22 protein-coding genes and 3 pseudogenes are annotated in these 23173 nt (G+C 70.6%); 21 read left to right on the top strand and 4 right to left on the bottom strand.

Annotation, left to right across the window (positions count from 1 at the left end):
• Positions 1-26 precede the first annotated feature (26 nt).
• The 19 genes and pseudogenes from ACHMW8_RS21915 to ACHMW8_RS21825 all read left to right on the top strand — a co-directional run bounded on the left by ACHMW8_RS21915 (position 27) and on the right by ACHMW8_RS21825 (position 16563).
• Positions 27-335: a TrbC/VirB2 family protein gene (locus tag ACHMW8_RS21915; RefSeq protein ID WP_395446026.1), complete on the top strand. Its 309-nt coding sequence runs from the start codon at positions 27-29 to the stop codon at positions 333-335.
• Positions 335-590 (top strand): annotated as a pseudogene (locus ACHMW8_RS21910) (VirB3 family type IV secretion system protein). Before ACHMW8_RS21915 ends, ACHMW8_RS21910 begins: the two are co-directional and overlap by 1 nt.
• Positions 591-593: 3 nt before the next feature.
• The gene (gene trbE, locus ACHMW8_RS21905) at positions 594-3035 is read left to right on the top strand and encodes a conjugal transfer protein TrbE (protein ID WP_096033032.1); all 2442 of its coding nucleotides are present in this window, start codon (positions 594-596) and stop codon (positions 3033-3035) included.
• Positions 3032-3735: pseudogene (gene trbJ / locus ACHMW8_RS21900) on the top strand (P-type conjugative transfer protein TrbJ). The gene trbE and the pseudogene trbJ overlap by 4 nt, the downstream one beginning before the upstream one ends.
• Positions 3732-3962, top strand: a complete 231-nt coding sequence (gene trbK-alt, locus ACHMW8_RS21895; protein ID WP_096033034.1) for a putative entry exclusion protein TrbK-alt — start codon at positions 3732-3734, stop codon at positions 3960-3962. Before trbJ ends, trbK-alt begins: the two are co-directional and overlap by 4 nt.
• The gene (gene trbL, locus ACHMW8_RS21890) at positions 3959-5185 is read left to right on the top strand and encodes a P-type conjugative transfer protein TrbL (protein WP_096033035.1); all 1227 of its coding nucleotides are present in this window, start codon (positions 3959-3961) and stop codon (positions 5183-5185) included. The genes trbK-alt and trbL overlap by 4 nt, the downstream gene beginning before the upstream one ends.
• A 2-nt stretch (positions 5186-5187) precedes the next feature.
• Positions 5188-5874, top strand: coding sequence for a conjugal transfer protein TrbF (gene trbF, locus ACHMW8_RS21885; protein ID WP_096033036.1), 687 nt, complete (start codon positions 5188-5190; stop codon positions 5872-5874).
• Entirely contained in the window at positions 5871-6632 is a 762-nt protein-coding gene (gene trbG / locus ACHMW8_RS21880; RefSeq protein ID WP_096033037.1) for a P-type conjugative transfer protein TrbG, read from the top strand. Before trbF ends, trbG begins: the two co-directional genes overlap by 4 nt.
• Positions 6629-7750: a TrbI/VirB10 family protein gene (locus ACHMW8_RS21875; RefSeq protein WP_096033038.1), complete on the top strand. Its 1122-nt coding sequence runs from the start codon at positions 6629-6631 to the stop codon at positions 7748-7750. The genes trbG and ACHMW8_RS21875 overlap by 4 nt, the downstream gene beginning before the upstream one ends.
• Positions 7747-7968, top strand: a complete 222-nt coding sequence (locus ACHMW8_RS21870; protein WP_096033039.1) for a DUF2274 domain-containing protein — start codon at positions 7747-7749, stop codon at positions 7966-7968. Before ACHMW8_RS21875 ends, ACHMW8_RS21870 begins: the two co-directional genes overlap by 4 nt.
• 59 nt (positions 7969-8027) lie before the next feature.
• Complete coding sequence (locus tag ACHMW8_RS21865; protein ID WP_272939023.1) at positions 8028-8159, top strand: hypothetical protein; 132 nt, start codon at positions 8028-8030, stop codon at positions 8157-8159.
• A gap of 47 nt (positions 8160-8206) precedes the next feature.
• Positions 8207-8575, top strand: a complete 369-nt coding sequence (locus ACHMW8_RS21860) for a hypothetical protein (protein ID WP_125469923.1) — start codon at positions 8207-8209, stop codon at positions 8573-8575.
• A 59-nt stretch (positions 8576-8634) separates the two neighbouring features.
• A complete protein-coding gene (locus tag ACHMW8_RS21855) occupies positions 8635-9864 on the top strand; it encodes a TolC family protein (protein WP_096033041.1) in 1230 nt (409 codons plus the stop codon).
• A gap of 11 nt (positions 9865-9875) precedes the next feature.
• Positions 9876-11054 carry an efflux RND transporter periplasmic adaptor subunit gene (locus ACHMW8_RS21850; protein ID WP_096033042.1) on the top strand — a complete coding sequence of 393 codons (1179 nt, stop codon included), beginning with the start codon at positions 9876-9878 and terminating at the stop codon, positions 11052-11054.
• Entirely contained in the window at positions 11044-11463 is a 420-nt protein-coding gene (locus ACHMW8_RS21845; RefSeq protein WP_125469924.1) for a hypothetical protein, read from the top strand. Before ACHMW8_RS21850 ends, ACHMW8_RS21845 begins: the two co-directional genes overlap by 11 nt.
• A pseudogene (locus tag ACHMW8_RS21840) lies at positions 11460-14686 on the top strand (efflux RND transporter permease subunit). Before ACHMW8_RS21845 ends, ACHMW8_RS21840 begins: the two are co-directional and overlap by 4 nt.
• A 10-nt stretch (positions 14687-14696) precedes the next feature.
• Positions 14697-15041: a DUF190 domain-containing protein gene (locus ACHMW8_RS21835; RefSeq protein WP_395443754.1), complete on the top strand. Its 345-nt coding sequence runs from the start codon at positions 14697-14699 to the stop codon at positions 15039-15041.
• 72 nt (positions 15042-15113) lie between these two features.
• Entirely contained in the window at positions 15114-15590 is a 477-nt protein-coding gene (locus ACHMW8_RS21830; RefSeq protein ID WP_062100017.1) for an SRPBCC family protein, read from the top strand.
• 79 nt (positions 15591-15669) lie between these two features.
• A complete protein-coding gene (locus tag ACHMW8_RS21825) occupies positions 15670-16563 on the top strand; it encodes a cation diffusion facilitator family transporter (protein ID WP_062100016.1) in 894 nt (297 codons plus the stop codon).
• 25 nt (positions 16564-16588) lie between these two features.
• Here the strand turns inward: ACHMW8_RS21825 and ACHMW8_RS21820 are convergent, their stop codons facing one another.
• Positions 16589-18523, bottom strand: a complete 1935-nt coding sequence (locus ACHMW8_RS21820) for a cytochrome c/FTR1 family iron permease (protein WP_096033045.1) — start codon at positions 18521-18523, stop codon at positions 16589-16591.
• A gap of 41 nt (positions 18524-18564) precedes the next feature.
• Positions 18565-19221 (bottom strand): cation transporter, encoded by a 657-nt coding sequence (locus ACHMW8_RS21815; protein WP_062100000.1) that lies wholly within the window; start codon positions 19219-19221, stop codon positions 18565-18567.
• Between the two features lie 64 nt (positions 19222-19285).
• Here ACHMW8_RS21815 and ACHMW8_RS21810 point away from each other — a divergent pair, with 64 nt between their 5' ends.
• Complete coding sequence (locus tag ACHMW8_RS21810; protein WP_062099999.1) at positions 19286-19678, top strand: helix-turn-helix domain-containing protein; 393 nt, start codon at positions 19286-19288, stop codon at positions 19676-19678.
• Positions 19679-19685: 7 nt separating this feature from the next.
• On the opposite strand, the gene ACHMW8_RS21805 is transcribed toward ACHMW8_RS21810, so the two are convergent.
• Positions 19686-20378, bottom strand: a complete 693-nt coding sequence (locus ACHMW8_RS21805; RefSeq protein WP_082749843.1) for a cytochrome c — start codon at positions 20376-20378, stop codon at positions 19686-19688.
• A 76-nt stretch (positions 20379-20454) separates the two neighbouring features.
• Entirely contained in the window at positions 20455-20718 is a 264-nt protein-coding gene (gene fliQ / locus ACHMW8_RS21800; RefSeq protein ID WP_062099998.1) for a flagellar biosynthesis protein FliQ, read from the bottom strand.
• A 316-nt stretch (positions 20719-21034) separates the two neighbouring features.
• On the opposite strand from fliQ, the gene ACHMW8_RS21795 reads away from it, so the two are divergent.
• On the top strand, positions 21035-23146 hold the full coding sequence (locus ACHMW8_RS21795; RefSeq protein ID WP_062099997.1) for a TonB-dependent receptor: 2112 nt from the start codon (positions 21035-21037) through the stop codon (positions 23144-23146).
• Positions 23147-23173: the final 27 nt, after the last annotated feature.

The raw sequence follows: 23173 nt of genomic DNA, 5'->3' as shown, positions 1-23173 counted from the left end.
TTCGCGCGCGCCTGCTCGCCGGCACGATGTTCGACCGGCTGGGGCACCTGACCCTGGCCGCCGGCGTCGCCCTGGCCGCCAGCCCGGTCCGGGCGGCCGGATCCTCCATGCCGTGGGAGGAACCCCTTCAGCAGATCCTGGAGTCGGTCCAGGGACCGGTCGCCAAGATCATCGCGGTCATCATCATCATCATGACCGGCCTGACCCTGGCCTTCGGTGAGACGTCCGGGGGCGCGCGGCGGCTGATCCAGATCGTCTTTGGTCTGTCGATCGCGTTCGCCGCCTCCAGCTTCTTCCTGAGCTTCTTCTCGTTCGGCGGCGGGGTGCTGGTCTGATGGCCGGTCCCTATGCCGCGCCCGTCCACCGCGCCCTTGTCGAGCCGATGCTGCTGGGCGGCGCGCCGCGCGCCCTGGCCCTGGCCAACGGCACGGTGGCCGCGGCCCTGGCGCTGGGCCTGCGCCTCTGGGTGCTGGGGGCGATCGTCTGGTTCGTCGCCCACGTGCTGTCGGTCTGGGCCGCGCGCCACGACCCCCAGTTCGTTCGAGGTCGGCCGCCGCCATGTGCGGCTGCCGGCTCGGCTGGAGGTCTGAGCCATGCTCGACCTGCGTGAATACCAGCGTCGGCCGGCCGGGCTGTGCGACTTCCTGCCGTGGGCGGCCCTGGTCGCGTCCGGCGTCGTTCTGAACAAGGACGGCAGCTTCCAGCGCACCGCCGGGTTTCGTGGGCCCGACCTCGACAGCGCCACCGAGGTCGAGACCGGCGTCGCGGCCGCGCGCCTCAACAGCGCCCTGCGCCGGCTGGGGTCGGGCTGGGCGGTGTTCGTCGAGGCCCGGCGCGATCCCAGCGACGGCTACCCCGCCAGCGCCTTCGCCGATCCGGTCTCGGCCCTGGTCGACGAGGAGCGCAAGGCCAGCTTCGCCGCCGACGGCGACCACTTCGAGAGCCGCTACTTCCTGACACTGCTCTACCAGCCGCCGGTCGAGCGGGCAGGGCGCCTGGAAGCGGCCTTCATCGAAGGACGGTCTGGGCGGGGGCTCGACTGGCGCGCCGAGCTGGCCGGCTTCGTCGATCGCACCGATCGCCTGCTGGGTCTGCTGGAGGCTTTGATGCCCCAGGTGGCCTGGCTCGATGACGCCGCGACCCTGAGCTTCCTGCACGGCGCCGTCACCACCACCCGCCAGCAGGTGGCCGCGCCCGAAACGCCCATGCAGCTGGACGCGCTGCTGGCGACCCAGGGCCTGGTGGGCGGCCTGGAGCCCCAGCTGGGCGGTGCGCATCTGCGCGTGCTGACCCTGACGGGTTTTCCCGTCGCCACCGCGCCCGGCCTGCTCGACGAGCTGAACCGGCTTCCCATCACCTATCGCTGGACCACCCGGGCGATCTGCCTGGACAAGACTGCGGCCAACGGCGTGTTGGCCAAGATCCGTCGCCAGTGGTTCGCCAAGCGCAAGTCGGTTCTGGCGCTGCTGCGCGAGGCCCTGACCCAGGAGCCCTCGGCCCTGGTCGACAACGACGCGGCCAACAAGGCGGCCGAGGCCGACCAGGCCCTGCAGGATCTCGGCGGCGACGCCGTCGCCTACGCCTACGTCACCGCCAGCCTGGTCGTCTGGGACGAGGATCCCGTACGCGCCGACGCCAAGCTGGCCTTGGCCGAGAAGGTCATCCAGGGCCGCGACCTGACGGTGATGCGCGAGCGGGCCAACGCCGTGGAGGCCTGGCTCGGGACACTGCCGGGTCACGTCTACGCCAATGTCCGTCAGCCGCTGCTGTCGACCCTCAATTTGGTCCACCTGGCGCCGGTCAGCGCCGTCTGGGCCGGCAGCGAGCGCAACGTCCATCTCGATGGTCCGCCGCTCCTGATGGCGACGGCCGCCGGATCGACGCCGTTTCGCCTGTCCCTGCATGTCGGGGACGTTGGCCACAGCCTGGTGGTCGGGCCGACGGGGGCGGGCAAGAGCGTGCTGCTGGCCATGCTGGCCCTGCAGTTTCGCCGCTACCCCGGCGCCCGGGTCTTCGCCTTCGACCATGGCGGTTCGATCCGCGCGGCCGTGCTGGGCATGGGCGGCGCCTTCCACGACCTGGGCGGGGTGCTCGCCGACACGGGAACGGCCGTGGCGCTTCAGCCGCTGGCCCGGATCGATCGTCGCGGCGAGCGGGTCTGGGCGGTCGGCTGGCTGTCGGCGATCCTGGTACGCGCCGGCGTGGCCATCACGCCCGAGGTTCGCGCTCATCTGTGGTCGGCGCTGACCAGCCTGGCGGGCGCGCCGCTGGCCGAGCGGACCCTCACCGGGCTGAGCGCGCTGCTGGCCTCGCCGCCGCTGAAGCGGGCATTGGAGCCCTATGTGCTGGGCGGCCCGTTCGGCGCCCTGCTGGACGCTGAAGGCGAGGCCCTGGGCGAGGACCGCATCCAGGCCTTCGAAACCGAAGGCCTGGTGGGAACGGCGGCGGCCGCGCCGGTGCTGGCCTACCTCTTCCATCGGATCGAGACGCGGCTGGATGGTTCGCCGACCCTGATCCTGGTCGACGAGGGCTGGCTGGCGCTGGACGATCCGGCCTTCGGCGACCAGCTGCGCAAATGGCTCAAGACCCTGCGCAAGAAGAACGGCGCGGTCGTCTTCGCCACCCAGTCGCTGGCCGATGTCGAGGCCAGCAGCATCGCCGCCTCGCTGATCGAGCTCTGCCCGAGCCGGATCTTCCTGCCCAACGCCCACGGCGCCGAACCCCAGGGTGCGGCCTTCTACCGGCGCTTCGGGCTGAACGAGCGCCAGATCGCGCTGATCGCCCATGCCGTCCCCAAGCGCGACTACTACCTGCAATCACCGCTCGGCGGTCGCCTGTTCGAGCTGGGCCTGGGTCCTGTCGCCCTGGCCTTCGCCGCGGCCTCGTCCAAGGCCGAGCAAGCCGCGATCACCGAGACGCTGAACGCCGTGGGGACGGCGGATTTCGCGCGCGCCTGGCTTGGCCGGCGCGGACTGCCTTGGGCCGCCGAGCTGCTGGGGCCTTCGCCTTCCTTCCTCCCGGAGACATCGTCATGACCGTCCACCGCCGCGGCTTCGTCGCCGCGCTGGGCCTGGGGCTGGCCGTCGCGCCGCTCGCCCACGCCCAGTTCACCGTCTTCGACCCCAGCAACTACGCTCAGAACGTGCTGACGGCCGCGCGCACGCTGGAGAGCGTCAACAACCAGATCCGGTCGCTGCAGAACGAAGCCGAGATGCTGATCGGCCAGGCCAGGAGCCTGGCGAACCTGCCGTTCTCGTCCCTGGCCGCGCTGCAGGCCCAGCTGGCCGAGACCCGCCGGCTTCTGTCTGAAGCCCAGGGCATCGCCTACGACGTCGCCCAGATCCAGACCAGCTTTCGCCAGTCCTACGCGCCCCCACCGGACCGGTGGATGGCGCGACCCTGTCGGCGCGGGCCGATGCACGCTGGGATGCGGCGGTGGCCGGCCTGCAGGATGCCCTGAAGGTCCAGGCCGGCGTCGTCGGGGGGCTGGGCGACAGCGCCGGTCAGATCAGCCAGCTGGTTGAGGCCAGCCAGGGGGCGGTCGGTGGCCTGCAGGCCGCCCAGGCGGGCAACCAGCTCCTGGCCCTGCAATCGCAGCAGCTGGCCCAGCTCCTGGCCCTGACCGCCGCCCAAGGACGAGCCCAGGCGTTGGAGGCGGCCGATCGTGCGGCCGCGCGCGCCGACGCCAAGGCGCGGTTCTCCAAGTTCATGGGTCGCGAAGGGCCGGGCCAATGATCCGCGCCCTCGCCATGGCCCTGGCCGTGTGGATCGGGCTGATCGCCATCGTCCTGGCCGCGCGTCACGAGGGGCCCGCCCCGAGCAAGCCGGCGGTCACCGACCCGACGCGCAACACCGATCTGGCCCGTTGCCGCGCGATCGGCGAGGGCGCGGCCCATGACCCGGCCTGCAAGGCCGCCTGGTCCAAGGCCCGGGCCCGCTTCTTCGGGAGGGACGCCTCATGAGCGACCTCTCCGTCGTCGACCAGTTCTTCGACACCTTCAACCGCTACATCGACAGCGGCTTTGGCCTGGTACACGGCGAGGTGTCGTTCCTATCGGCCACGCTGGTGGCCATCGACGTGACCCTGGCGGCCCTGATGTGGTCCTGGTCCACGGGCGAGGACATCCTGGCCCGCCTGGTGCGCAAGACGCTCTACGTCGGGTTCTTCGCCTTCATCATCGGCAATTTCCAGCGCCTGGCGACCATCGTCCTGACCAGCTTCGCCGGCCTTGGCCTCAAGGCTTCCGGGGCGGGGATGTCGGCGGAGGATCTGCTGCGCCCGGGCAAGCTGGCCCTGACCGGGTTCTCCGCGGCCATGCCGTTCCTGCAGGCGGCCTCCGACCTGACCGGCTTTCCGGCCTTCTTCGAGAACCTGGTTCAGGCCGTCGTGCTGCTGGTCGGCTGGGTCCTGGTGCTGCTGGCGTTCTTCATCATGGCCGTGCAGCTCTTCGTCACGCTGATCGAGTTCAAGCTGGTGACCCTGGCCGGCTTCGTGCTCGTCCCGTTCGGGCTGTTCGGCAAGACCGCCTTCCTGGCCGAGCGCGTGCTGGGCGGCGTCGCCGCCACCGGCGTCAAGGTCCTGGTCCTGGCGGTCATCGTCGGCATCGGCTCGACCCTCTTCGAGACCTTCCGCCAGCAAGCCGGCGGCGAAGCCCCGACCCTCGTCGACGTGGCCACCATGGTGCTGGCCTCCCTGGTGCTGCTGGGCCTTTCGATCTTCAGTCCCTCGGTCGCCTCGGGACTGCTGTCGGGCGCGCCGCAGCTGGGCGCCGGCGCGGCGGTCGGAACCGGCCTGGTGGTCGGCGGCCTGGCCATGGCCGGCGCGGGCGCGGCGAGCCTGGCGTTCGGGGCTTCGGCCAGCGGCGCGGCCGCGGCGGGGGCGGGCGGTTCTGGCCTCGGCGGCGGACCGGCGGGCGGTGCGCCGACAGGCGGTCCGCCAACGCCGCCGCCGGCTGGACCGTCCTCGGGCGGCGCGGCGTCCCCATCGCCGATGGCCACCAAGGCGACCGCCAGCGAGCCGGACCAGGGCGGCGGCCAGCCTCCGAGCAGCGCGGGCGAACCGGCCTGGGCGCGGGCGCTGAAGGCCAAGCAGGCGCTGGGACACGGCGCGGGTCTGGCTGTCCACGCCGCCGGCTCGGGTGACCATCACGGCGGCGGGGCCGCCTTCAATCTCTCGGAGGACTGACCATGAACCCGTTCAAGGGAACGGCGCGCTATGGCGCGACCCCCGCGCCGGAGACGCCCTATCAGCGCGCCGGCCAGGCTTGGGACCAGCGGATCGGCTCGGCGCGCGTCCAGGCCGCCAACTGGCGATACGCGGCCCTGGCCCTGCTGATGGCCAACACCGCCTTGTCGGGCAGCCTGGCGTGGCTGGCGGCGCGCGGTTCCATCACGCCCTGGGTGGTCCAGGTCGACAAGCTGGGCGAGCCGCAGGTGGTCGCGCCCGCCGCGCTCGGCGCCAAGCCCACCGACGCGGCCGTCGCCTGGGCGCTGTCGCGGTTCATCGTCGACGTGCGCACCCGGTCTATCGATCCGGTGCTCATGCGCCAGGCCTGGCTGCGCGCCTACGATTTCGTCCAGGGCGACGGGGCGGTCGCGCTCTCGGACTATGCCCGCCGCGTCGCCCCGTTCGCCGAGGCCGCGCGCGCCCAGGTCATGGTGGACGTCACCAATGTCGTGCGCGCCTCGCCCACCAGCTTCCGCGTGACCTGGACCGAGCAGCGCTTCGCGGCCGGCGAACGGGTCGGCGTCGAGCGCTGGGTCGCCGTGCTGGGCGTGTCGATCGCGACACCCCGGACCCCCGAGGGGCTGCGGGCCAATCCCTTGGGCGTGCGGGTCACCGCGATCGCCTGGAGCAAGGAGTTCGGCGCATGAAGGGCCTGGCCATGTTTGCGACCCTGGGCCTGCTGGCCGGCGTTGCGCGCGCGCAGGACGCGCGCCTGGCGACGCCTGCCGCGACCCGCGACTACGATTTCGCCGACCAAGCCGTCTTTCCGCTGGTGGCCATGCCCGGACGGATCACCGACATCGTGCTGGAGCCGGGCGAGGTCCTGACCGGGCCCATCGCCGCGGGCGACACGGCGCGCTGGATCATCGCCGACACCGCCAGCGGAGCAGGGGCCGCGCGCCGGGTCCATGTGCTGGTCAAGCCGACGGCCGCGCCGTTGGCCACCAACTTGCTCATCATGTCCGACCGCCGCACCTACCATCTGGAACTGCGCGCCAGCGCCAGGACCTGGTTCTCGCAAGTGGGCTGGCGCTATCCGGTCGCGGCGCCGGTGCTCGTCCTGGCCCCGCCGGCGCCCGCCACGCCGCTCTCCATTCCAGACCCGGCCGACACGACCTTCACCTACCGGATCGACGGCGATCGGGTGAAGTGGCGGCCCGAGCGCGTGTTCGACGACGGGCGACGAACCTATGTCGCGTTCGCGCGGACGACGGATCTCACCGCTCTGCCGCCCCTCTACCGGATCGGCGAGGACGGCAAGACCGGCGACCTGATCGACTACCACGTTCAAGCGCGAACCCTGATCGTCGATGGTCTCGTCGATCGCGCTGAGCTGCGCCTGGGAACGGGGCGAAGGGCCAGGGCGGTCCAGATCCACCGCGACGGTAAGGAGGCGGTGCGATGAGCCAGGACACCACGCCTGAACCGAAGGCCGCCGCGTCCATGCGGCTGCGGAGCGACCCGCCCGCCGTCGCGCGCCTGTCGCGCAAGGCCTTGGCGATCGGCGCCGGTGTGCTGTCAGCTATGCTGGCGGGCGCCCTGTTCTGGTCGCTGGCCGAGCACCACAAGGTCGTCGCGCCAACGCCTCGAGAGACCGGACCCGTGGCCCCGCCGGAAGGCGTGACCGATCAGCCCCGCGACTACAGGACCCTAGGCGCGCTCAAGCTTGGCCCGCCCTTGCCCGGTGATCTTGGTCGCCCGATCGTCAAGGCCGCGGCGCGTCCCGGCGCCGTCGCCGACCCGTCGCCGCCGTTGGCCACACCGGCGCCCGCGCCTGCCTCCACAACGTCGCGCCGCGTGACGGGATCGCCCGCGACGGCCAGTCTGACAACGTCTCTATTTTTCGGCGCTTCGGGAGAGCGGCGGAGCGAGCCGGCGCCGGCCGCCGCCAGCGCCAAGGGGGCCGATCCGCGCACCACGAGTCCCGAGCGGCTGGTCGCCCCGGCCTCGACCCATATCCTGCTGGCCGGAACCATCCTTCCCGGCGCCCTGGTCACCGGTCTTCGCTCGGATGCGCCGGGCCTGGCGATCGGCCAGGTGACCCGTGACGTCTTCGACAGCCTGGGACACGGCGTTCGTCTGGTCCCGGCCGGGGCCCGCCTGATCGGCAGCTACGACACCGATGTCGCCGCCGGCGCCGCCCGGCTCAGGATCAAATGGACGCGGCTGATCCTGCCCAACGGACGCTCGATCGTGCTCGACGATCTGCCGGCGGCCGATGCCCAGGGGTTTGCGGGCCTGCAGGATGGCGTCGATCGCCACGGGCGGGCCGTGCCGGGCGCAGCCGCCCTCAGCACCGTCCTGGCGCTGGGCGCCGAAGCCGGCGCCAGCGGCGATGACGGCGCCCTGGAGCAGGCCTTGCGGCGCGGCGGCGCGCGGGCGGTCTCGGATGTCGGCCAGCAAGCGGTGTCCAAGACCCTGGCGCTGGCGCCAGTGTTGACCGTACGGCCCGGCGCGACCCTGACGGTGCTGCTCTCGCGCGACCTGATCCTGGAACCCTACGAGGAGAGGACGATCCCATGAGCAAGTTGAAGCTGGGTCCGATCGAGGACGATACGCCGGTGAAGCTGGCCCTGGAGCTGCCGGCCGCCCTGCATCGCGACCTGGTCGACTACGCCAAGGTGCTGGCCGCCGAGACCGGCGGCAAGACGGTCGAACCGGCAAAGCTGGTCGCCCCGATGCTGGCCCGGTTCATGGCCACGGATCGAGCCTTCGTACGCGGGCGAACGAACCGGCGTTAGCACGGTTCGAAGGTTTTGGACTTGATGGGGCGCCGGCGGCGCCCCAGCCGATGGGACCGATGAAGCGCATCGACCAGGTCGTTCGCGAGGCTGACGCGGCTCGCGCCTCGTTGAGCCAATGTCGGCAGAGCGCCGTCGGCCAATGCCTGGTCATCAAGGCTCTGGCGCCGGTCGGACCGTCCGCGCCGTGACTATGTAACACATTCTCATCTGGCCCGGGCCAAGCTATAGGCGGATCATGGCTTGGACAGCGACATGGCTGAAGACGGTGTCGGGTGCGCTCTGCGCGCTCGTGCTGATCGCCTTCACGGTCGTTCCCGCCGTCGATTCCGTCCTCTGCGGCTTTGAAGACGCGCCGGCCGCCAGCGCCCAGCTGGCCGTCGGCGAGGTCGTGGCGAGCAGCGATCACGACGACCGCGACCAGACGGGCAAGGTCGGCGGCGAAGCCTGTGCTCACGGCCATTGCCATCACGCTTTCTCCGCCACGCCGCCGGTCGGTCCGGTGGTGACGGCCGCCCTGGAGCGTCCGCTGGTCTTGGCGCCCGAGTCGAGCGGCTTGCCGCCTTCCAACCAGCCTGACGGCCTGAAAGAACCTCCCCGCGCCTGACGAGCCCGCGCCTTCGCGCGCGTGATCCGCCTCGTCAGCAACGTAATCTGGGACTTTCCATGTTTTCCCGACATGCCCGGCCCGCCGTCATCGGCGCGGTCCTGGCGCTCGCTGGCCTGGGCGCGCCTCTGCGCGTCCTGGCCGAGCCGCTCACCCTGGCCGACGCCCTGGCGCGCGCCCAGGCTCAATCTCCCTTGGTGACCGCAGCCCAGGCTCAGGTCGCCGCCGCCCAAGGCCGCGCCCGTCAAGCCGGTCTCCCGCCCAATCCCGAAGCCGGTCTCCAATCGGAGAATCTCGCCGGTTCGGGCCAGTACGGCGATTTTGCTTCGGCCGAGACCACGCTCTCGGTCAGCCAGCGCCTGGAACTGGGCGGCAAGCGGCGCGCGCGCCAGGCGGCTGCGGCCGCCGAAGTCGACGCCGCGCGTATCGGCTTTTCGATCGCTCGGGCCGACCTGGGCCAAGAGGTCGCGGTCCGTTACGCCGAGGCCCTGGCGAGCGATGATCGCCTGATCCTGGCCCGCGAAACGGCGGAGCGGGCCGGGGGGCTCTCCAAGGTCGCCGGCACGCTGGTCGAGGCCGGGCGCGAACCGCCGCTGCGCGCCCTGCGGGCCGAAGCCGCCAGCCGGGAGGCCGACGCCGCGGTGATCGCCGCCCAGGCCCAGGCCGCAGCCGCCCACCGGGCGCTCGTGACCCTCTGGGGCGGGACCGACGAAACCGTCGATCTGGTCGTCACGTCGGCCGCGGCGCCGGTGGCCGGCGCGATGGTCGATCCGGGCAATACCCTGGATGTGCGCCTGGCGCGCGCCGAGCGCCGGACCGCCGAGGCCGTGATCGATCGCGAGCGTGCCGCCGGCCGTCCGGACGTCACCGTCCAGGCCGGGGTACGCCGGTTCGAGCAGACCGGCGACAGCGCCCTGATCGTCGGGGTTTCCGCGCCGATCCCGGTGTTCAACCGCAATCAGGGCGCGGTGGCGGCCGCGCGGGCCGACGCCACGGCGGCCGAGGCCAAGGAGCGATTGGTCCTGGCCGGGTCGGTGCGGGCGCTTCGCGACGCCCAGGCCTCGCTGGTTGCGGCCAATGCGCGGCTGGAAGCGCTGGAGGGCAAGATCGTGCCCCAAGCGCAGACCGCCGTGGATCTGGCCCGGCGCGGCTTCGAAGCGGGCAAGTTCTCCTTGCTCGATGTCCTCGACGCCCAGACGGCCCTGACGACCGCCCGTAACGACCTCATCGCCGCGCGCCTCGAGCGCGCCAAGGCGCTGGCCGCGCTCGAACGCGCCGCCGCCCAATAGGAACCCTCACCATGAAGTCCAACGATAGAAAGACCCTGCTGACGGCCGTGGCGGTCAGCAGCCTGCTGGCCGCGGGCGTCGGCGCGCTGGTCGGCAAGACGATGTTGTCCTCGCCGCCCAAGGAAGCGCTCGCCGTCGAGGCCAAGGAAGACCATGCCGGCGAAAAGCCCCATGTGGGCATGAGCGCCGAGCGTATCGCCGCCGACGGCATCCAGGTCCTGGCCCTGGCCGAGGGGGGGCTCGACGCCGCCGTTCCGGCCCAGGCGACGGTGGTGGCCACACCCCATGGCGCGGCCACCTTGGCCGCGCGGGCCGACGGCGCGATCGTGCGGATCAACAAACGCCTAGGCGACCCCGTGGCGGCGGGCGAGGTGATCGCCTCGATCGAAAGTCGAGACGCCGCCGCGATCAGCGCCGAGCGCAGCACCGCGGCCGCCAAGGCCGCCGCCGCGCGGCAGGCCCTGGCCCGAGAGCGCAAGCTGTTCGACGCCCGCATCACCGCCCGCCAGGATCTGGAGGGCGCCCAGGCCGAAGCCGCCATCGCCGAGGCTGAACTGCGTCGCGCCAACAGCGCAGGCGCGGCCGCCGGCGTCAGCGGCAACGGTCGCACCCTGGCCGTGACCAGCCCGATCTCCGGACGCGTCACCGCCGCCAACGCCACACTCGGCGCCTATGTGACGGCCGGCTCGGAACTCTTCCGGGTGGCCGATCCGGAGCGCGTGGAGATCCAGGCCGCGCTTCCCGCCGCGGATGTCCAGCGCGTCAGGCCAGGCGATCTGGCCGTCGTCGAGACCGCCAGCGGCCCTGTGTCGGCCTCCGTGCGCAGCGTCACGCCAGGTCTGGACGCCGAGAGCCGTTCGGCCACGGCGGTGCTGGTCCTGACCGGACCGGCGCCGAGTCTCACCCCCGGCCAGGCCCTGCGCGCCCACATCACCCCGCGGGGCGGCGCGGTCGCGGCCAGCGGCCGGTTCGCCGCGCCGGACGAGGCTGTGCAATCGCTCAACGGCGCCGATGTCGTCTTCATCCGCACCAAGGACGGCTTCGAGCCGCGCCCGGTACGTGTGGGGCGGCGCGGCGGCGGCCAGGTCGAGATCGTCGCGGGCGTGCGCGCCGGCGAGCAGATCGCCGGCAAGGGCGCCTTCCTGCTGAAGGCCGAACTCGGCAAGGGGGAGGCCAGCCATGAGGACTAAGGCCCTGCTAGCCGTGACCACGGCCCTGCTGAGCGCGGTCGCCGGTTCGGTGCTCGCCTCGCCCCCGCCCCCGATCGAGCGGCTCGACGGCCGCGGCGTCCGGATCCTGACGGCGACCGCCCGCGACAGCGACCAGGGCCTGCGGGTCTTTGGCCTGGTCCGGCGCGACGGATCTGTTGGCCCGCTACCCGCGACCGCCCATCTCGACATCAGCGCTTTCGACCATGACGGTCGGATGATGGCCACCGTGCCGACACGTTGGGCGAGCCTGACCGCCAGTCTGCGGCATCGCGATCCTTCCCGCTTTGAGGCGGTGATCCCGACGGTGAACCTGCTGCGCGTCGGCAAGGTCCAGGTGCGCTACCAGGCCAAGGCCCACGCGGCCGAAGGTGCGGAGGGCGCGCGATGATCGGCCGTATCCTCGACCTTTCGGTCCGCCTGCGCTGGGCCGTCATTGCTCTCGTCGCGCTGGTCGCGGCCCTGGGCGTCTACAACCTCGTGCGCCTGCCCATCGATGCGGTGCCCGACATCACCAACAAGCAGGTGCAGATCAACACCGTCGCCGGGACCCTGGCCCCGGCTGAGGTGGAAAAATTGGTCACTTTCCCGGTCGAAACGGCCATGGCCGGCATCCCGGGCCTGGAGTCGACCCGGTCGATCTCGCGCAACGGCTTCTCCCAGGTCACCATCGTCTTTAAGGAAAACACCGACGTCTATTTCGCCCGCCAGCAGGTGGCCGAACGTCTGACCGGCGTGCGCCAAAGCCTGCCGGTCGGGGCCGAGCCGGCCATGGGGCCGATCTCGTCTGGCCTGGGCGAGGTCCTGATGTGGACCGTGGCCTTCGAGCATCCAGGCGGCAAGGGCGCTCAGCGCCATGAGGGAGCTCCCGGCTGGCAGGGCGATGGCGCCTATCTGACCGCCACCGGCGAGCGCCTGGCCGATCCGACCGCCCAGGCGGCCTATCTGCGCGAGGTGCAGGACTGGATCGTGCGGCCACAGATGCGCTCGGTCGCGGGTGTGGCCGGCGTCGACTCCATCGGCGGCTTCGAAAAGCAGTTCGTCGTCCAGCCGGATCCGACCCGGATGGCCGCCTACGGGGTGTCGTTCAACGATCTGGCCAAGGCGCTGGAAGCCGCCAACCTGGCGGTCGGCGCGGGCTTCGTCGAGCGGGGCGGGGAGGCCTTCCTGGTCCGCGCCGACGCGCGCGTGCGCACGGTTGACGAAATCGCCAACGCCACCGTGGCCGCCCGCGAGGGGGTCTCGGTGCGCGTGCGCGACGTCGCCGTGGTCAAGGTCGGCGGCGCCCTGCGCACCGGCGCGGCCTCGGAGAACGGCGAGGAGGTGGTGATCGGCACGGTGCTGATGTTGACAGGCGAAAACAGCCGCACCGTCGCTGGCGCCTCGGCCGAAAAGCTGGCCGAGGTCGCCAAGAGCCTGCCGCCAGGCGTGAAGGTCCAGGTGGTCTACGACCGCTCCAAGCTGGTCGGGGCGACCATCAAGACCGTCGAGAAGAACCTGGTCGAAGGCGCGATGCTGGTCATCGTCGTGCTCTTCCTGCTCCTGGGCAACTTCCGCGCCGCCCTGATCACCGCCCTGGTCATCCCGCTCTCCATGCTGATGACCGCCATCGGCATGAACCGGCTGGGCGTCTCGGGCAACCTGATGAGTCTCGGCGCGCTGGACTTTGGCCTGATCGTCGACGGCGCGGTGATCATCGTCGAGAACGCCTTGCGGCGTCTGGCCGAGCGCCAGCACCACGAAGGCCGTCTTTTGACCCTGACCGAACGGCTGTCGGAGACCCGCGAGGCGGCCCGTGAAATGATCGCCCCCACCGTCTACGGCCAGGCGATCATCCTCCTGGTCTACGCCCCGCTGCTGACCTTCACCGGCGTCGAGGGCAAGACCTTCTCGCCGATGGCCATCACGGTGATGCTGGCCCTGGCCGCGGCCTTCGTGCTGTCGCTGACCTTCATCCCGGCCATGATCGCGCTCGTCATCCGCGGCAAGGTCGCCGAGAAGGAAGTCGCGCCGGTCCGCTGGACCAAGGCCCGCTACGCGCCGCTGCTGAGCAAGGTCGTGGCCCGGCCGCTGCCGGTGATCCTGGCCTCGGTCGGCATCTTCGCCGCCGCGGCGGTGACCTTCGCGTTCCTGGGCCGGGAGTTCACGCCCCAGTTGGACGAGAAGGACATCGCCGTCCAGGCCCTGCGGATCCCCTCAACCTCGCTGGAACAGTCGCTGCGCATGCAGCGGCGGATCGAGCGCGTGGTCGCCACCTTCCCCGAAGTGGCCTTCGTCTATTCCAAGACCGGCACGGCCGAGGTGGCCAGCGACCCGATGCCGCCCAACGCGGCCGACGCCTTCGTCATCCTCAAGCCGCAGAAGGACTGGCCCAACAAGAACGAGACCAAGGCGCAGCTGATCGAACGCATCGAAAAGAAGCTCGAAGGGCTCACAGGCAACGCCTACGAGTTCAGCCAGCCGATCCAGATGCGGTTCAACGAACTGATCGCCGGGGTGCGCGGCGATGTCGCCGTCAAGGTCTATGGCGATGACCTGGACGCCATGACCAAGACCGCCGAGGAGATCGCCACGGTCCTGCGATCGGTGAAGGGGGCGGCGGACGTCAAGGTCGAGCAGACCTCGGGCTTCCCGACCCTGGATGTCCAGCTCGATCGCGACGCTATCGGCCGCTATGGCCTGACGGTCGAGGAGGTCGCCGACACCCTGGCCGTGGCCATGGGCGGTCGCGAAGCGGGCCTGGTCTTCCAGGGCGATCGCCGCTTCGACGTGGTGGTCCGCCTGCCGGACGCCAGCCGCAACGACTTGGATGCCGTCGGCGCCCTGCCGGTCATGCTGCCGGCCGGCGTCGGCGCGCGCGCGGCGGTCCCGCTGCGCGATGTGGCCAAGTTCTCCTATTCGGAAGGCCTCAACCAGGTCAGCCGCGAGAACGGCAAGCGCCGGGTGGTTGTCCAGGCCAACGTCCGGGCGCCGATCTTGGCTCCTTCGTTACTCAGGCCCAGGACAAGGTCGGCGCGCAGGTCAAGCCGCCGGCCGGCTCCTGGCTGGTCTGGGGCGGGCAGTTCGAGAACCTCAAGGCCGCCCAGGCGCGCCTGGCGCTCGTCGTGCCGCTTTGCTTCCTGCTGATCTTCGGCCTGCTGTTCATGGCCCTAGGCGGGGTCGCGCCGGCTGCGGCGGTGTTTTCGGCCATTCCGTTGGCCCTGGCCGGCGGGGTGTTCGCCCTGGCCCTGCGCGGCATTCCGTTCTCGGTCTCGGCGGCGGTCGGCTTCATCGCCTTGTCGGGCGTGGCGGTCCTCAACGGCCTGGTGATGATGACCGCCATCCGCCAGCGCCTGGCCTCCGGCCTGGCGTTGGAGGCGGCGATCATCGACGGGGCCATGGAGCGGCTGCGTCCGGTGATGATGACCGGTCTGGTCGCCTCGCTCGGCTTCGTGCCCATGGCCCTGGCCACCGGGACCGGGGCGGAGGTCCAGCGGCCGCTGGCCACGGTCGTCATCGGCGGCCTGATCACCGCCACGGCGCTCACCCTGTTCGTCCTGCCGGCCATCTGCCGCTTCGTCCTGCGCGCTCCGGTGCGTGGGGCCGCGGCGGCTCCGGTTCAATCCCAAGCTTGAGGAGGTGGCCATGCAAGTCGGGCAAGCCCTGCTGCTACGGATCTACACCGATGAGAACGCCATGCTCGGCGACCGGCGCTACTACGAGGCGCTGGTCGATCGGGCCCGTGGCGCGGGCCTGGCCGGCGCCACGGTGTTGCGCGGCCTGAGGGGTTTTGGGGCCTCCAGCGTCATGCACGGCGAGCGCGGCTTCGATCTGGCGCGAAACCTGCCGGTCGTGGTCGAGATCGTCGACGAGGAGCCCGAGCTTCGCCCCTTCATCGCCATGCTCGAACAGGGTGACGAGATCGGTCTGGTCACCCTCGAGAAGGTCGAGGTGGTCCGCTACGGCGGCCATCGCGTCCACTACGTCTGACTTGCCGGGCCGGCGTGTCGGGTCTCCCTGACGCGCCGGCCCGGAACTCCATGTCTCGAGCCGGAGGTGGCCATGACCATCATCGTCAGCGTCGAAACCGACATCCGCGCCCCAGTGGCCAGGGTCTGGGCCAGCCTGGTCGATTTCGACCATTGGTCCGACTGGCATCCCCATCGCCGAGTGCTCGGCAAGGCCGAGCCGGGCGCGCGCGTCCAGCACCTGGTGGCCAGCGCCCATCCACTGCGCCGCAAGACGCCGGCCTTGATCGACATCCTCGAGCCGGAGGTCTGCCTCAGCTTCCGGTTCGGGCGTTGGCTGACCGGCTACAGCCATGAACGCTTGCGCCTGGAGCCGACGGCCAAGGGCGCGCGGCTGATCCAGGTCGCCGAGGTCGCCGACTGGACCGCCCCTCTGAACGGTGGGCGCGCCCGCTATGAAGCCTCGGTGCGGCAGGCCTACAGCGAGGTCGCCACGGCGCTGGAGCGTCATCTGGGCGTGGCCCGCGCGCCCAAGCCGCGTGGCGGCGCGCGCCTTCGCAGCCGCCTCTAGGGCGGTCCCATCCTGGCGCTGGTGCTTTGGCCCCCCGGGGCCTGGCCATCGCCCAAACCCCTCTTTCGGAGATCGTCGCATGGGAGCAGGACACGACCACGGCGCCAGCAACGCCAACGCCAAGACCCTCGGGATCGCGCTCGGCCTGACCACGACCTTTCTGGTGGCCGAGGTGGTCGCCGGTCTGGTCTTCAACAGCCTGGCGCTGTTGTCGGACGCCGCGCACATGTTCACCGACGCCGCCGCCCTGGCCATCGCCCTGGCGGCCATCCGGGTGGGCCGGCGCAAGCCGACCGACAGTTTCACTTTCGGCTATCGGCGCTTCGAGATCCTGGCGGCGGCCTTCAACGCCATCCTGCTGTTCGCCGTGGCCCTCTATGTGCTGGTCGAGGGGATCAAGCGTATCGTCGATCCCGAACCCGTCCAGTCGACCGGCATGCTGATCGTGGCGGTGCTGGGCCTGATCATCAACCTGATCGCCATGCGTCTGCTCAGTTCCCACAAGGACAAGAGCCTCAACGTTAAAGGCGCCTATCTGGAGGTCTGGGCCGATATGCTCGGCTCGCTCGGCGTCATCGCCGGGGCCATCATCATCCGCCTGACCGGCTGGCGGTTCGTCGACCCGATCGTGGCCATCGGCATCGGGCTATGGGTGCTTCCGCGCACCTGGATCCTGCTGAAGGACACCACCCGAATCCTGCTGGAAGGCGCGCCGCCGGGGCTGACCCTGGCGGCCGTGCGCAAGGCCATCACCCAGACGCCCGGCGTCGCCGGCGCCCATGAGTTGCACGTCTGGACCACTGGGGCGGACGAGGCCATTTGCACCGTCCACATCGTCCTGGCCGATGGCGCGGACGGCGAGGCTGTGCGCCAGGCCGTGGCCACGCGGCTGGAGGCCGACTACGACCTGCACCACGTGACTATCCAGACCGAGGCCCACAACTGTCAGGACGGGGCGGGCGGACACGCCTGAGCGGCGGCCCGCCGCTTGCGTGGCCTCAGGTCGTCGACGGCTTGGCCCGCCGGCCCCACCAGAAGCCGGCGGCCAGGGCCATGATCGTCAGCGCCTGGGCCAAGAGCCCCTCGACGGTGGGATAAAGGCCCAGCAACTCGACGCGCGGCGTGTGCAGCGGGTGCAGGTCGATCAGGCCCGCCTCCTGCAGGGCCGCCACGCCCTTGCCGGCCAGGACCACCGACAGCAGGGCCATCAGGCCGGCGCTGTAGGCGAAGAACTGGCCGATCGGCAGGCGCTTGCTGAAGTTCAGCATCAGCCAGGCGATCGCCGCCAGGATGACGACCGCCGTGGCGACCCCAGCCAGCATCGCCGCGCCGCCGCCCTGGCTCCACAGCGCCGTCATGAAGAGGATGGTCTCGAACACCTCGCGATAGACCACCAGGAAGGCCAGGCCGAACAGGAACCAGGCCGATTGCTTGGACAGCGCCTTGGACAGCTTCTCACGGATATAGACCTGCCAGGCGTCGGCCTGGGACTTGCCGTGCATCCAGATGCCGACCGAGATCAGCACGACGGCGGCGATCAGCGAACCAAAGCCCTCGGTCAGTTCGCGGCTGGCCCCACTGATCGAGATCAGATAGGTCGCCGCCGCCCAGGTCAGGCCGCCGGCCGCCAGGGCCGCGATCCAGCCGCCATGGACATAGGGCAGGACGTCGGCGCGGTCGGCCTTGCGCAGGAAGGCCAGCATGGCCACCACGATCAGCAGCGCTTCGAGGCCCTCGCGCAGCAGGATGGTCAGGGCGCCGGCGAAGCTGGAGGCGCTGCTGGCCTTTTCCGGGGCGAGCGCTTGGGCGGCCGCGCCGAACAGGGCGTCCAGCCGTTCGATCTGGCCGCGCACCTCGCCGATCGGCGCGCCCCGGCCGATGGCGCCGCGCACCTCGCCCATGGCCCCTTCGATCCGCTGCATCAGCGCCGCGTCCCGCGCCCGCAGGGCCGGTTCGACCGGCTCGAAGCCGTCGAGATAGGCCGCCAGCGCCAGGTCGGCGGCCTTACGGTGTTCGCCCGCGGTGTAGGCCGCCAGGCTGAGGTCGAGCTTGCGCCGGGCGATGTCCAGCGTGCCGGTGGTGGCCTGGACCACGACCTCGGGATGGCGGCGCAGATAGGCGGTCAAGGCGCGGGCCTTGGGTTCGCCGATCGCCGCGGCCAGGGCCGCCGGGGTCGTCTGGGTCAGGGCCTGCAGGTTGGCAAAGCGCGCCCGCACGGCCGGGTCGCTGTTCCACAAGGTCTCGCCGGTCTTGGCCTCGGCGTCGGTGAAGGCAAAGCGCCCGACATAGAAAGCCAGGTCCCAGCGATCGTCGCTGGGCAGGTGGGCGTAGCTGGCCATGGCCGTGCCATCCAGGCCTTGCTGGATGACCTGGTAGAGGCCAAAGGCGCTGCGCTGGCGGGCGCGCTGGGCGTCGGCAAAGGCAATCGGCGGTGGATCCAGGCCCGCGGCGTTGGGACCATTGGCGCGGCCGTCGGCCCCATGGCAGGCCGCGCACTGCTCGGCATAGAGCGCCGCGCCGCGCGCCAGGTCCGGCGCCCGCGTAGGGGCCAGGGGCGTGGGGTAGGCGGCCAGCAGATCGGCGGCCAGGCAGTGGGCCTGGCCCGCCACCAGGGCCGGATCCTTCTTGCCAGCGATCGAAGCTTGCAGGACCTCGGCCTCGCCCAGCAGGGCCGGCTGCACGGCGCTCGCGGGGAGCTTGGCGATCCGGTCGCGGATCTGGGCCCCGAATTCGTTCATCTCGGCATATTCGGACGCGCTGACGACCTTGCCGTCCTTCACAGCCCCGGGATAGTCGACGGCGACATAGTCGAGAAGCCGCCAGACGGTCTGGGCCGGCGTGGCTTCCTGGGCTTGGGCCGGAGCCAGGGTGAGGACCGCCCCGAGCAAGGCGACGACCAGGCTGGTCAGGGTGGGTTTGAGAGCGCCAATCATTATCATTCCAATAGTCTGTTCGGGCCGGGCGGGCGATGGGTCTAGGGAGCGGTGAGGGCGGCGCGTTGCTCGTCGCGCGCCTGGCGCGCGATCTGAACGGCGGAGGAGAGGAAGATCCAGGCCAGGACGAGGCCGGCGATCAGGTCGGGCCAGCGCGATCCGGTCAGCCAGACCAGGCCGCCGGTGGCAGCCACCGCCAGGCACTGGATCAGGTCGTTGCGGGTGCAGAGCCAGACCGAGCGGACATTGGCGTCGCCGTCGCGAAAACGCACCAGCAGGGCGGCGGCGACCAGATTGGCCAGCGCGCCCACCAGGCCGAGCACGGAGATGATCTCGCCGGAGGGGGCGGCCCCACGCCAGGCGCGCCAGATCGCGATGGCGGCGACCGATAGGGCCACCGCGCCCAGGCTTAGGCCTTTGAACCGCGCCGCGCCCGTACGGACCTTCACCGACTTGCCGATCGCCCACAGGCTTATGGCGTAGGTGGCGCTATCGGCCAGGAAGTCCAGGGCGTTGGCCGACAGGGACGCCGAGCCCTCGATCATCCCGCCGACCAGGACGATGGCGAAGCCCAGCAGGTTGATGGCGATGACCAAGGTCAGGGCGCGGCGATAGGCGGGGGAGGTCCCGTCGAACTTGGCGGGGCTGCCGCAGCCGCAGGAGGCGGGGAGGGGACTGGTGTCGCGCGCGGTGCTCATCGGATCCTTGTGCATCCTCTAGTCACTAGAGGATCAAGCCGATAGAGCTTGGCCAGGAGCGCCCATGACCCTTTCGATCGGACAGGTGGCCAAGGCCGCCGAGGTGAAGATCCCGACCATCCGCTTCTACGAGGAGATCGGGCTGTTGCCCGCGCCCCGGCGCGCGGCCAACGATCGGCGGATCTACGAGCCCGCGATCGTCGAACGCCTGGCCTTCGTGCGCCACGCTCGCCAGCTGGGGTTCCCGCTGGAGGCGGTGCGCGCCCTGCTGGACCTTTCGGACCATCCGGACCGATCGTGCGGCGACGCCAATCGCCTGGCCGCCGAGCAGTTGCAGGCGGTGGAGGCCAAGATCGCGCGCCTGGAAGGGCTGCGGACCGAGTTGGCGCGCCTGGTCGCGACGGGCTGCGAAGGCCCGGCCGCCGACTGCCGGGTGATCGAGGCCCTGGCCGGCTAGGCGCGGATCAGGGTTCACGGCCGACCGGGACCTTGGACGGCGCCGGCGTCGTCATGCCCGGCATGTCCTTCATGTCCGGCACGGCCTTCATGTCCTTCATTCCGGGCATGCCCTTCATGTCGCCGCCCTCTTTCATCACCGCGTCGTGGTCGGCCGGCGCGTTCTGAGTGGCGGCAAGGTACTGCTCGGGCGACATCGACGGCAGCTGTCGCACGAAGGCGACCATGTCCCACACCAGGGCGTCGCTATGGGTGCGGCCCCAGGCCGGCATGGCGGTCATCTTGATACCGTGCTTGATCACCCAGAACTGCTCGCCAGGGGGCCGCCCGGTGGTGCGCCAAAGTTCCGCCGCCTGCGGATAGAGCCCCCAACTCATCTCGGTCTTTTCCAGGCCCGGACCCAGATGGCAGCCGCTGCACATCTGCGTATAGAGCCCCGCGCCGCTGGCGATACGCTTGGGATCGCTCAGATTGTCGGGCGGCTGGATGCTGGCGGCCCGGACACTGATCGAACGGTTTCGCAGGGTCTCCAGCAGGGCGTAGACCGGCCGGGTGTGGGGCGCGTCAGCGCCGATGTTGTAGACGCCCAGGCCGATGGTGACGCCGGCGATCAGCGCCGCCAGGAGGGCGGCGACCCCCAGCACCAGGGCGATGCCAAGATGGGTGCGCGGGTGCGCGAGGTTCCAGCCGAACAACTTCATGGTCTATCCCTCCCTATGGGACATGGTCTCGGTGAGACGCGTTCTTGTCGGTGGCGCGCCTGAGCGCGGGCGGGCGCTAGAGGCCGGCGATGCGCTTGGCGATCTGGACCATGAAGGCCTTCATCAGCGCGGCCATCATCGGCAGGAAGATCAGCAGGGCCACGAAGATCGCGACGATCTTGGGCGCATAGACCAGGGTTTGTTCCTGGATCTGGGTCAGCGCCTGGAAGAGCCCGATGACCACGCCGACCACCAGGCCGACGATCAGCACCGGCGCGGAAATCTGGATGGTCAGCCAGATCGCCTCGCGCGCCACGTCCAGGACCTCGGCCCCGCTCACCGGGGGCGCTCGGGGCCGCGCGGGGCGGACTGGGCGATAGGCGCTTCATCGACAAACCCATCCTGAACCGAAGTCGCGGGCATCTGCCTTGCTCCGGGAAAACCGCCGCGGCGCAAGGCGCCGCTGCCTTGCCTTACGCAGCGGGGGAAGACTTCCCTCATCGGGCGCGTAGGATTGCGTTCGCGCCGCCGCAACCCGGCCGTCGCTCGCGAAAACGGCAGACTAGAACGTCGTTCACCGACCGTGATCGCGGGCTTGAGGGGCCGCGGGCGGCTAGCGCGTACCCCAGACAGAAACCGCTTTTTTGGGGATTTTCGTGAAAGCCAATCGTCAAGGCCTGGGGGGCGCGTCGGCGCTCGCCCTGACCCTAGCGCTCGCCTCTGTTCCGGGCAGCGCCTGGGCCCAAGCCCAAACCCAAGCGCCCGCGGCGCTCGAAGAGATCGTCGTCACCGCCGAGCGACGCGAGACCAACCTGCAGGACACGCCCGTGGCGGTGACCGCCATCACCGGCGACACGCTCCGGGCCCTGGGCGCGGCCACCATCGAGGACCTTCAGGTCTTCACGCCCGGGATCACCATCACCAACGACTCCATGGCCATCATCAACATCCGGGGCATCGGCACCTCGGCCTTCGGCGTGGCCACCGATCCCAGCTCGACCGTCCACTATGACGGCGTCTACATCCCGCGGCCGACCACCAGCTACCAGGACATGTTCGACGTCGAGCGCATCGAGCTGCTGCGGGGGCCGCAAGGGGTCCTGTTTGGCCGCAACTCGGCGGGCGGCACGCTGAACATCACCTCCCAGGCGCCGACCGCCACCCTGCAGGGCGTCGTCAGCGCCACCCTGGGCAACTACGACCGCCGCACCTTCAGCGGCACGGTGTCGGGGCCGCTCGGCGAGCGAGTGCGGGGCCGGCTGACCGTGATGAAGAACGATCGCGACGGGATCTATTCCAATCCCAAGACCGGCGAGGACTACCAGAACATCAATCGCGCCGCGGTCCGGGGCACGCTGTCCTTCCTGGTCAGCGACCAGCTGGACGTGGTGTTGCGCGCCGACTACGGCCGCGACCGCGAGACCGGCTATCCCTCGCTGCGCGCCAGCTATCCGGCCGCCTTCGCCCTGGCGGGCGCGACCATCCCGCGCGGCCGCGACGAGCTGATCCTCGACACCCGGCCGCGCAACAATGTCGAGAACGGCGGGGTTTCGGCCACGGCGACCTATGTCACCGCGCCGTTGACCTTCAAGTCGATCACCGCCTTGCGGGCCAGCACGGTCGATCAGGTTCTCGACGTCGACGCCACCAATCTCTTCCTGCGCAACATCACCCTGTGGGAGCGCTCGCGCTCGTTCACCCAGGAGCTGCAGGTCAGCAACAACGACGCCGAACGCCTGGAATGGATCGCCGGCGCCTTCTACCTGCGTGAAAAGGCCCGCGACCAGCTGCAGATCCTCGAGCCCGGGCGTCAGCTTGCCCTGCCGGAGAACAATGTCACCGACGCCGCGGCGCTCTATGGCCAGGCGACCTATCGGGTCATGGACCGCACGCGCCTGACCGCGGGCCTGCGCTACAGCTATGAGCGCAAGAATTTTGCCTATCGCGCCAAGGTCGGCGGCGTCGATGCGGGCGGGGAGGCGGCCAAGGCCTCCTGGCGCGCCTGGACGCCCAAACTCGGCGTGCAGTACGACGTCAGCGACGACGTGATGGCCTATGCCTCGGTGACGCGGGGCTTCAAGTCGGGCGGCTTCCAGCTGGGCGATGGACGTCCGTTCCGCCCCGAATACATCTGGAGCTACGAAGGCGGCGTCAAATCCATGCTGTGGGACCGGCGCGTGCGCGCCAATCTCAGCGTCTTCTACTACGACTACACCGACCTGCAGGTGGTCGAGTACATCAACGGGGTGGCGACCACCACCAACGCCGGCAAGGCCACGCTCAAGGGCGGGGAGCTGGAGATCGTCGCCCGCCCGGTCGCGGGCCTGGATCTGACCGCCACCGCCGCCTATCTCGACGCCCAGTACGACCGCTATTTCGACCAGGGCGTCAGCCTGGCCGGCTACACGCTGCCCAATGCGCCCAAGTGGAACCTGACCTTCGCGGCGGCCTATCGCTTCGAGTTCGCCGACGGCCACAGCCTGACCCTGCGTGGCGACGTGGGCTGGCGCGATCGGGTCTATTTCAAGCCCAACAATCTGCGGCAGTTCTCCGAGGACCCCAACACCCTGGTCAATGCACGCGCCACCTTCGCGCCGGCAGGCGGCGTCTGGGAGATGTCGATCTTCGCCCGCAACCTGACCGACGCGCGATACGCCACCTACAAGACGGTCGGCACGGATGCGACCGGGGTTTCCAACCCGGCACTGCCGCTCTCCGTCTTTGGGGAGCCGCGTCAGTACGGCGTGCAGATGCTGCGACGCTTCTGATGGCGGCGGCCTGCGCCGCGTCCTCCC

The sequence above is a fragment of the Caulobacter sp. UC70_42 genome, assembly GCF_044056025.1.
Lineage (GTDB): Bacteria > Pseudomonadota > Alphaproteobacteria > Caulobacterales > Caulobacteraceae > Caulobacter.
Note: the sequence above shows the minus strand (reverse complement) of the source record. Positions and strands in the feature narration are given on the sequence as shown.

Coding starts and splice junctions, on each gene's coding strand:
- ACHMW8_RS21835 (WP_395443754.1), top strand. CDS start 14,697: ATGCAAGTCGGGCAAGCCCTGCTGCTACGGATCTACACCGATGAGAAC.
- trbG (WP_096033037.1), top strand. CDS start 5,871: ATGAAGGGCCTGGCCATGTTTGCGACCCTGGGCCTGCTGGCCGGCGTT.
- ACHMW8_RS21855 (WP_096033041.1), top strand. CDS start 8,635: ATGTTTTCCCGACATGCCCGGCCCGCCGTCATCGGCGCGGTCCTGGCG.
- ACHMW8_RS21815 (WP_062100000.1), bottom strand. CDS start 19,221: ATGAGCACCGCGCGCGACACCAGTCCCCTCCCCGCCTCCTGCGGCTGC.
- ACHMW8_RS21865 (WP_272939023.1), top strand. CDS start 8,028: ATGAAGCGCATCGACCAGGTCGTTCGCGAGGCTGACGCGGCTCGCGCC.
- ACHMW8_RS21805 (WP_082749843.1), bottom strand. CDS start 20,378: ATGAAGTTGTTCGGCTGGAACCTCGCGCACCCGCGCACCCATCTTGGC.
- ACHMW8_RS21830 (WP_062100017.1), top strand. CDS start 15,114: ATGACCATCATCGTCAGCGTCGAAACCGACATCCGCGCCCCAGTGGCC.
- ACHMW8_RS21850 (WP_096033042.1), top strand. CDS start 9,876: ATGAAGTCCAACGATAGAAAGACCCTGCTGACGGCCGTGGCGGTCAGC.
- ACHMW8_RS21810 (WP_062099999.1), top strand. CDS start 19,286: ATGACCCTTTCGATCGGACAGGTGGCCAAGGCCGCCGAGGTGAAGATC.
- ACHMW8_RS21825 (WP_062100016.1), top strand. CDS start 15,670: ATGGGAGCAGGACACGACCACGGCGCCAGCAACGCCAACGCCAAGACC.
- ACHMW8_RS21875 (WP_096033038.1), top strand. CDS start 6,629: ATGAGCCAGGACACCACGCCTGAACCGAAGGCCGCCGCGTCCATGCGG.
- trbK-alt (WP_096033034.1), top strand. CDS start 3,732: ATGATCCGCGCCCTCGCCATGGCCCTGGCCGTGTGGATCGGGCTGATC.
- trbE (WP_096033032.1), top strand. CDS start 594: ATGCTCGACCTGCGTGAATACCAGCGTCGGCCGGCCGGGCTGTGCGAC.
- ACHMW8_RS21845 (WP_125469924.1), top strand. CDS start 11,044: ATGAGGACTAAGGCCCTGCTAGCCGTGACCACGGCCCTGCTGAGCGCG.
- trbL (WP_096033035.1), top strand. CDS start 3,959: ATGAGCGACCTCTCCGTCGTCGACCAGTTCTTCGACACCTTCAACCGC.
- ACHMW8_RS21870 (WP_096033039.1), top strand. CDS start 7,747: ATGAGCAAGTTGAAGCTGGGTCCGATCGAGGACGATACGCCGGTGAAG.
- trbF (WP_096033036.1), top strand. CDS start 5,188: ATGAACCCGTTCAAGGGAACGGCGCGCTATGGCGCGACCCCCGCGCCG.
- ACHMW8_RS21860 (WP_125469923.1), top strand. CDS start 8,207: ATGGCTTGGACAGCGACATGGCTGAAGACGGTGTCGGGTGCGCTCTGC.
- ACHMW8_RS21915 (WP_395446026.1), top strand. CDS start 27: ATGTTCGACCGGCTGGGGCACCTGACCCTGGCCGCCGGCGTCGCCCTG.
- ACHMW8_RS21820 (WP_096033045.1), bottom strand. CDS start 18,523: ATGATTGGCGCTCTCAAACCCACCCTGACCAGCCTGGTCGTCGCCTTG.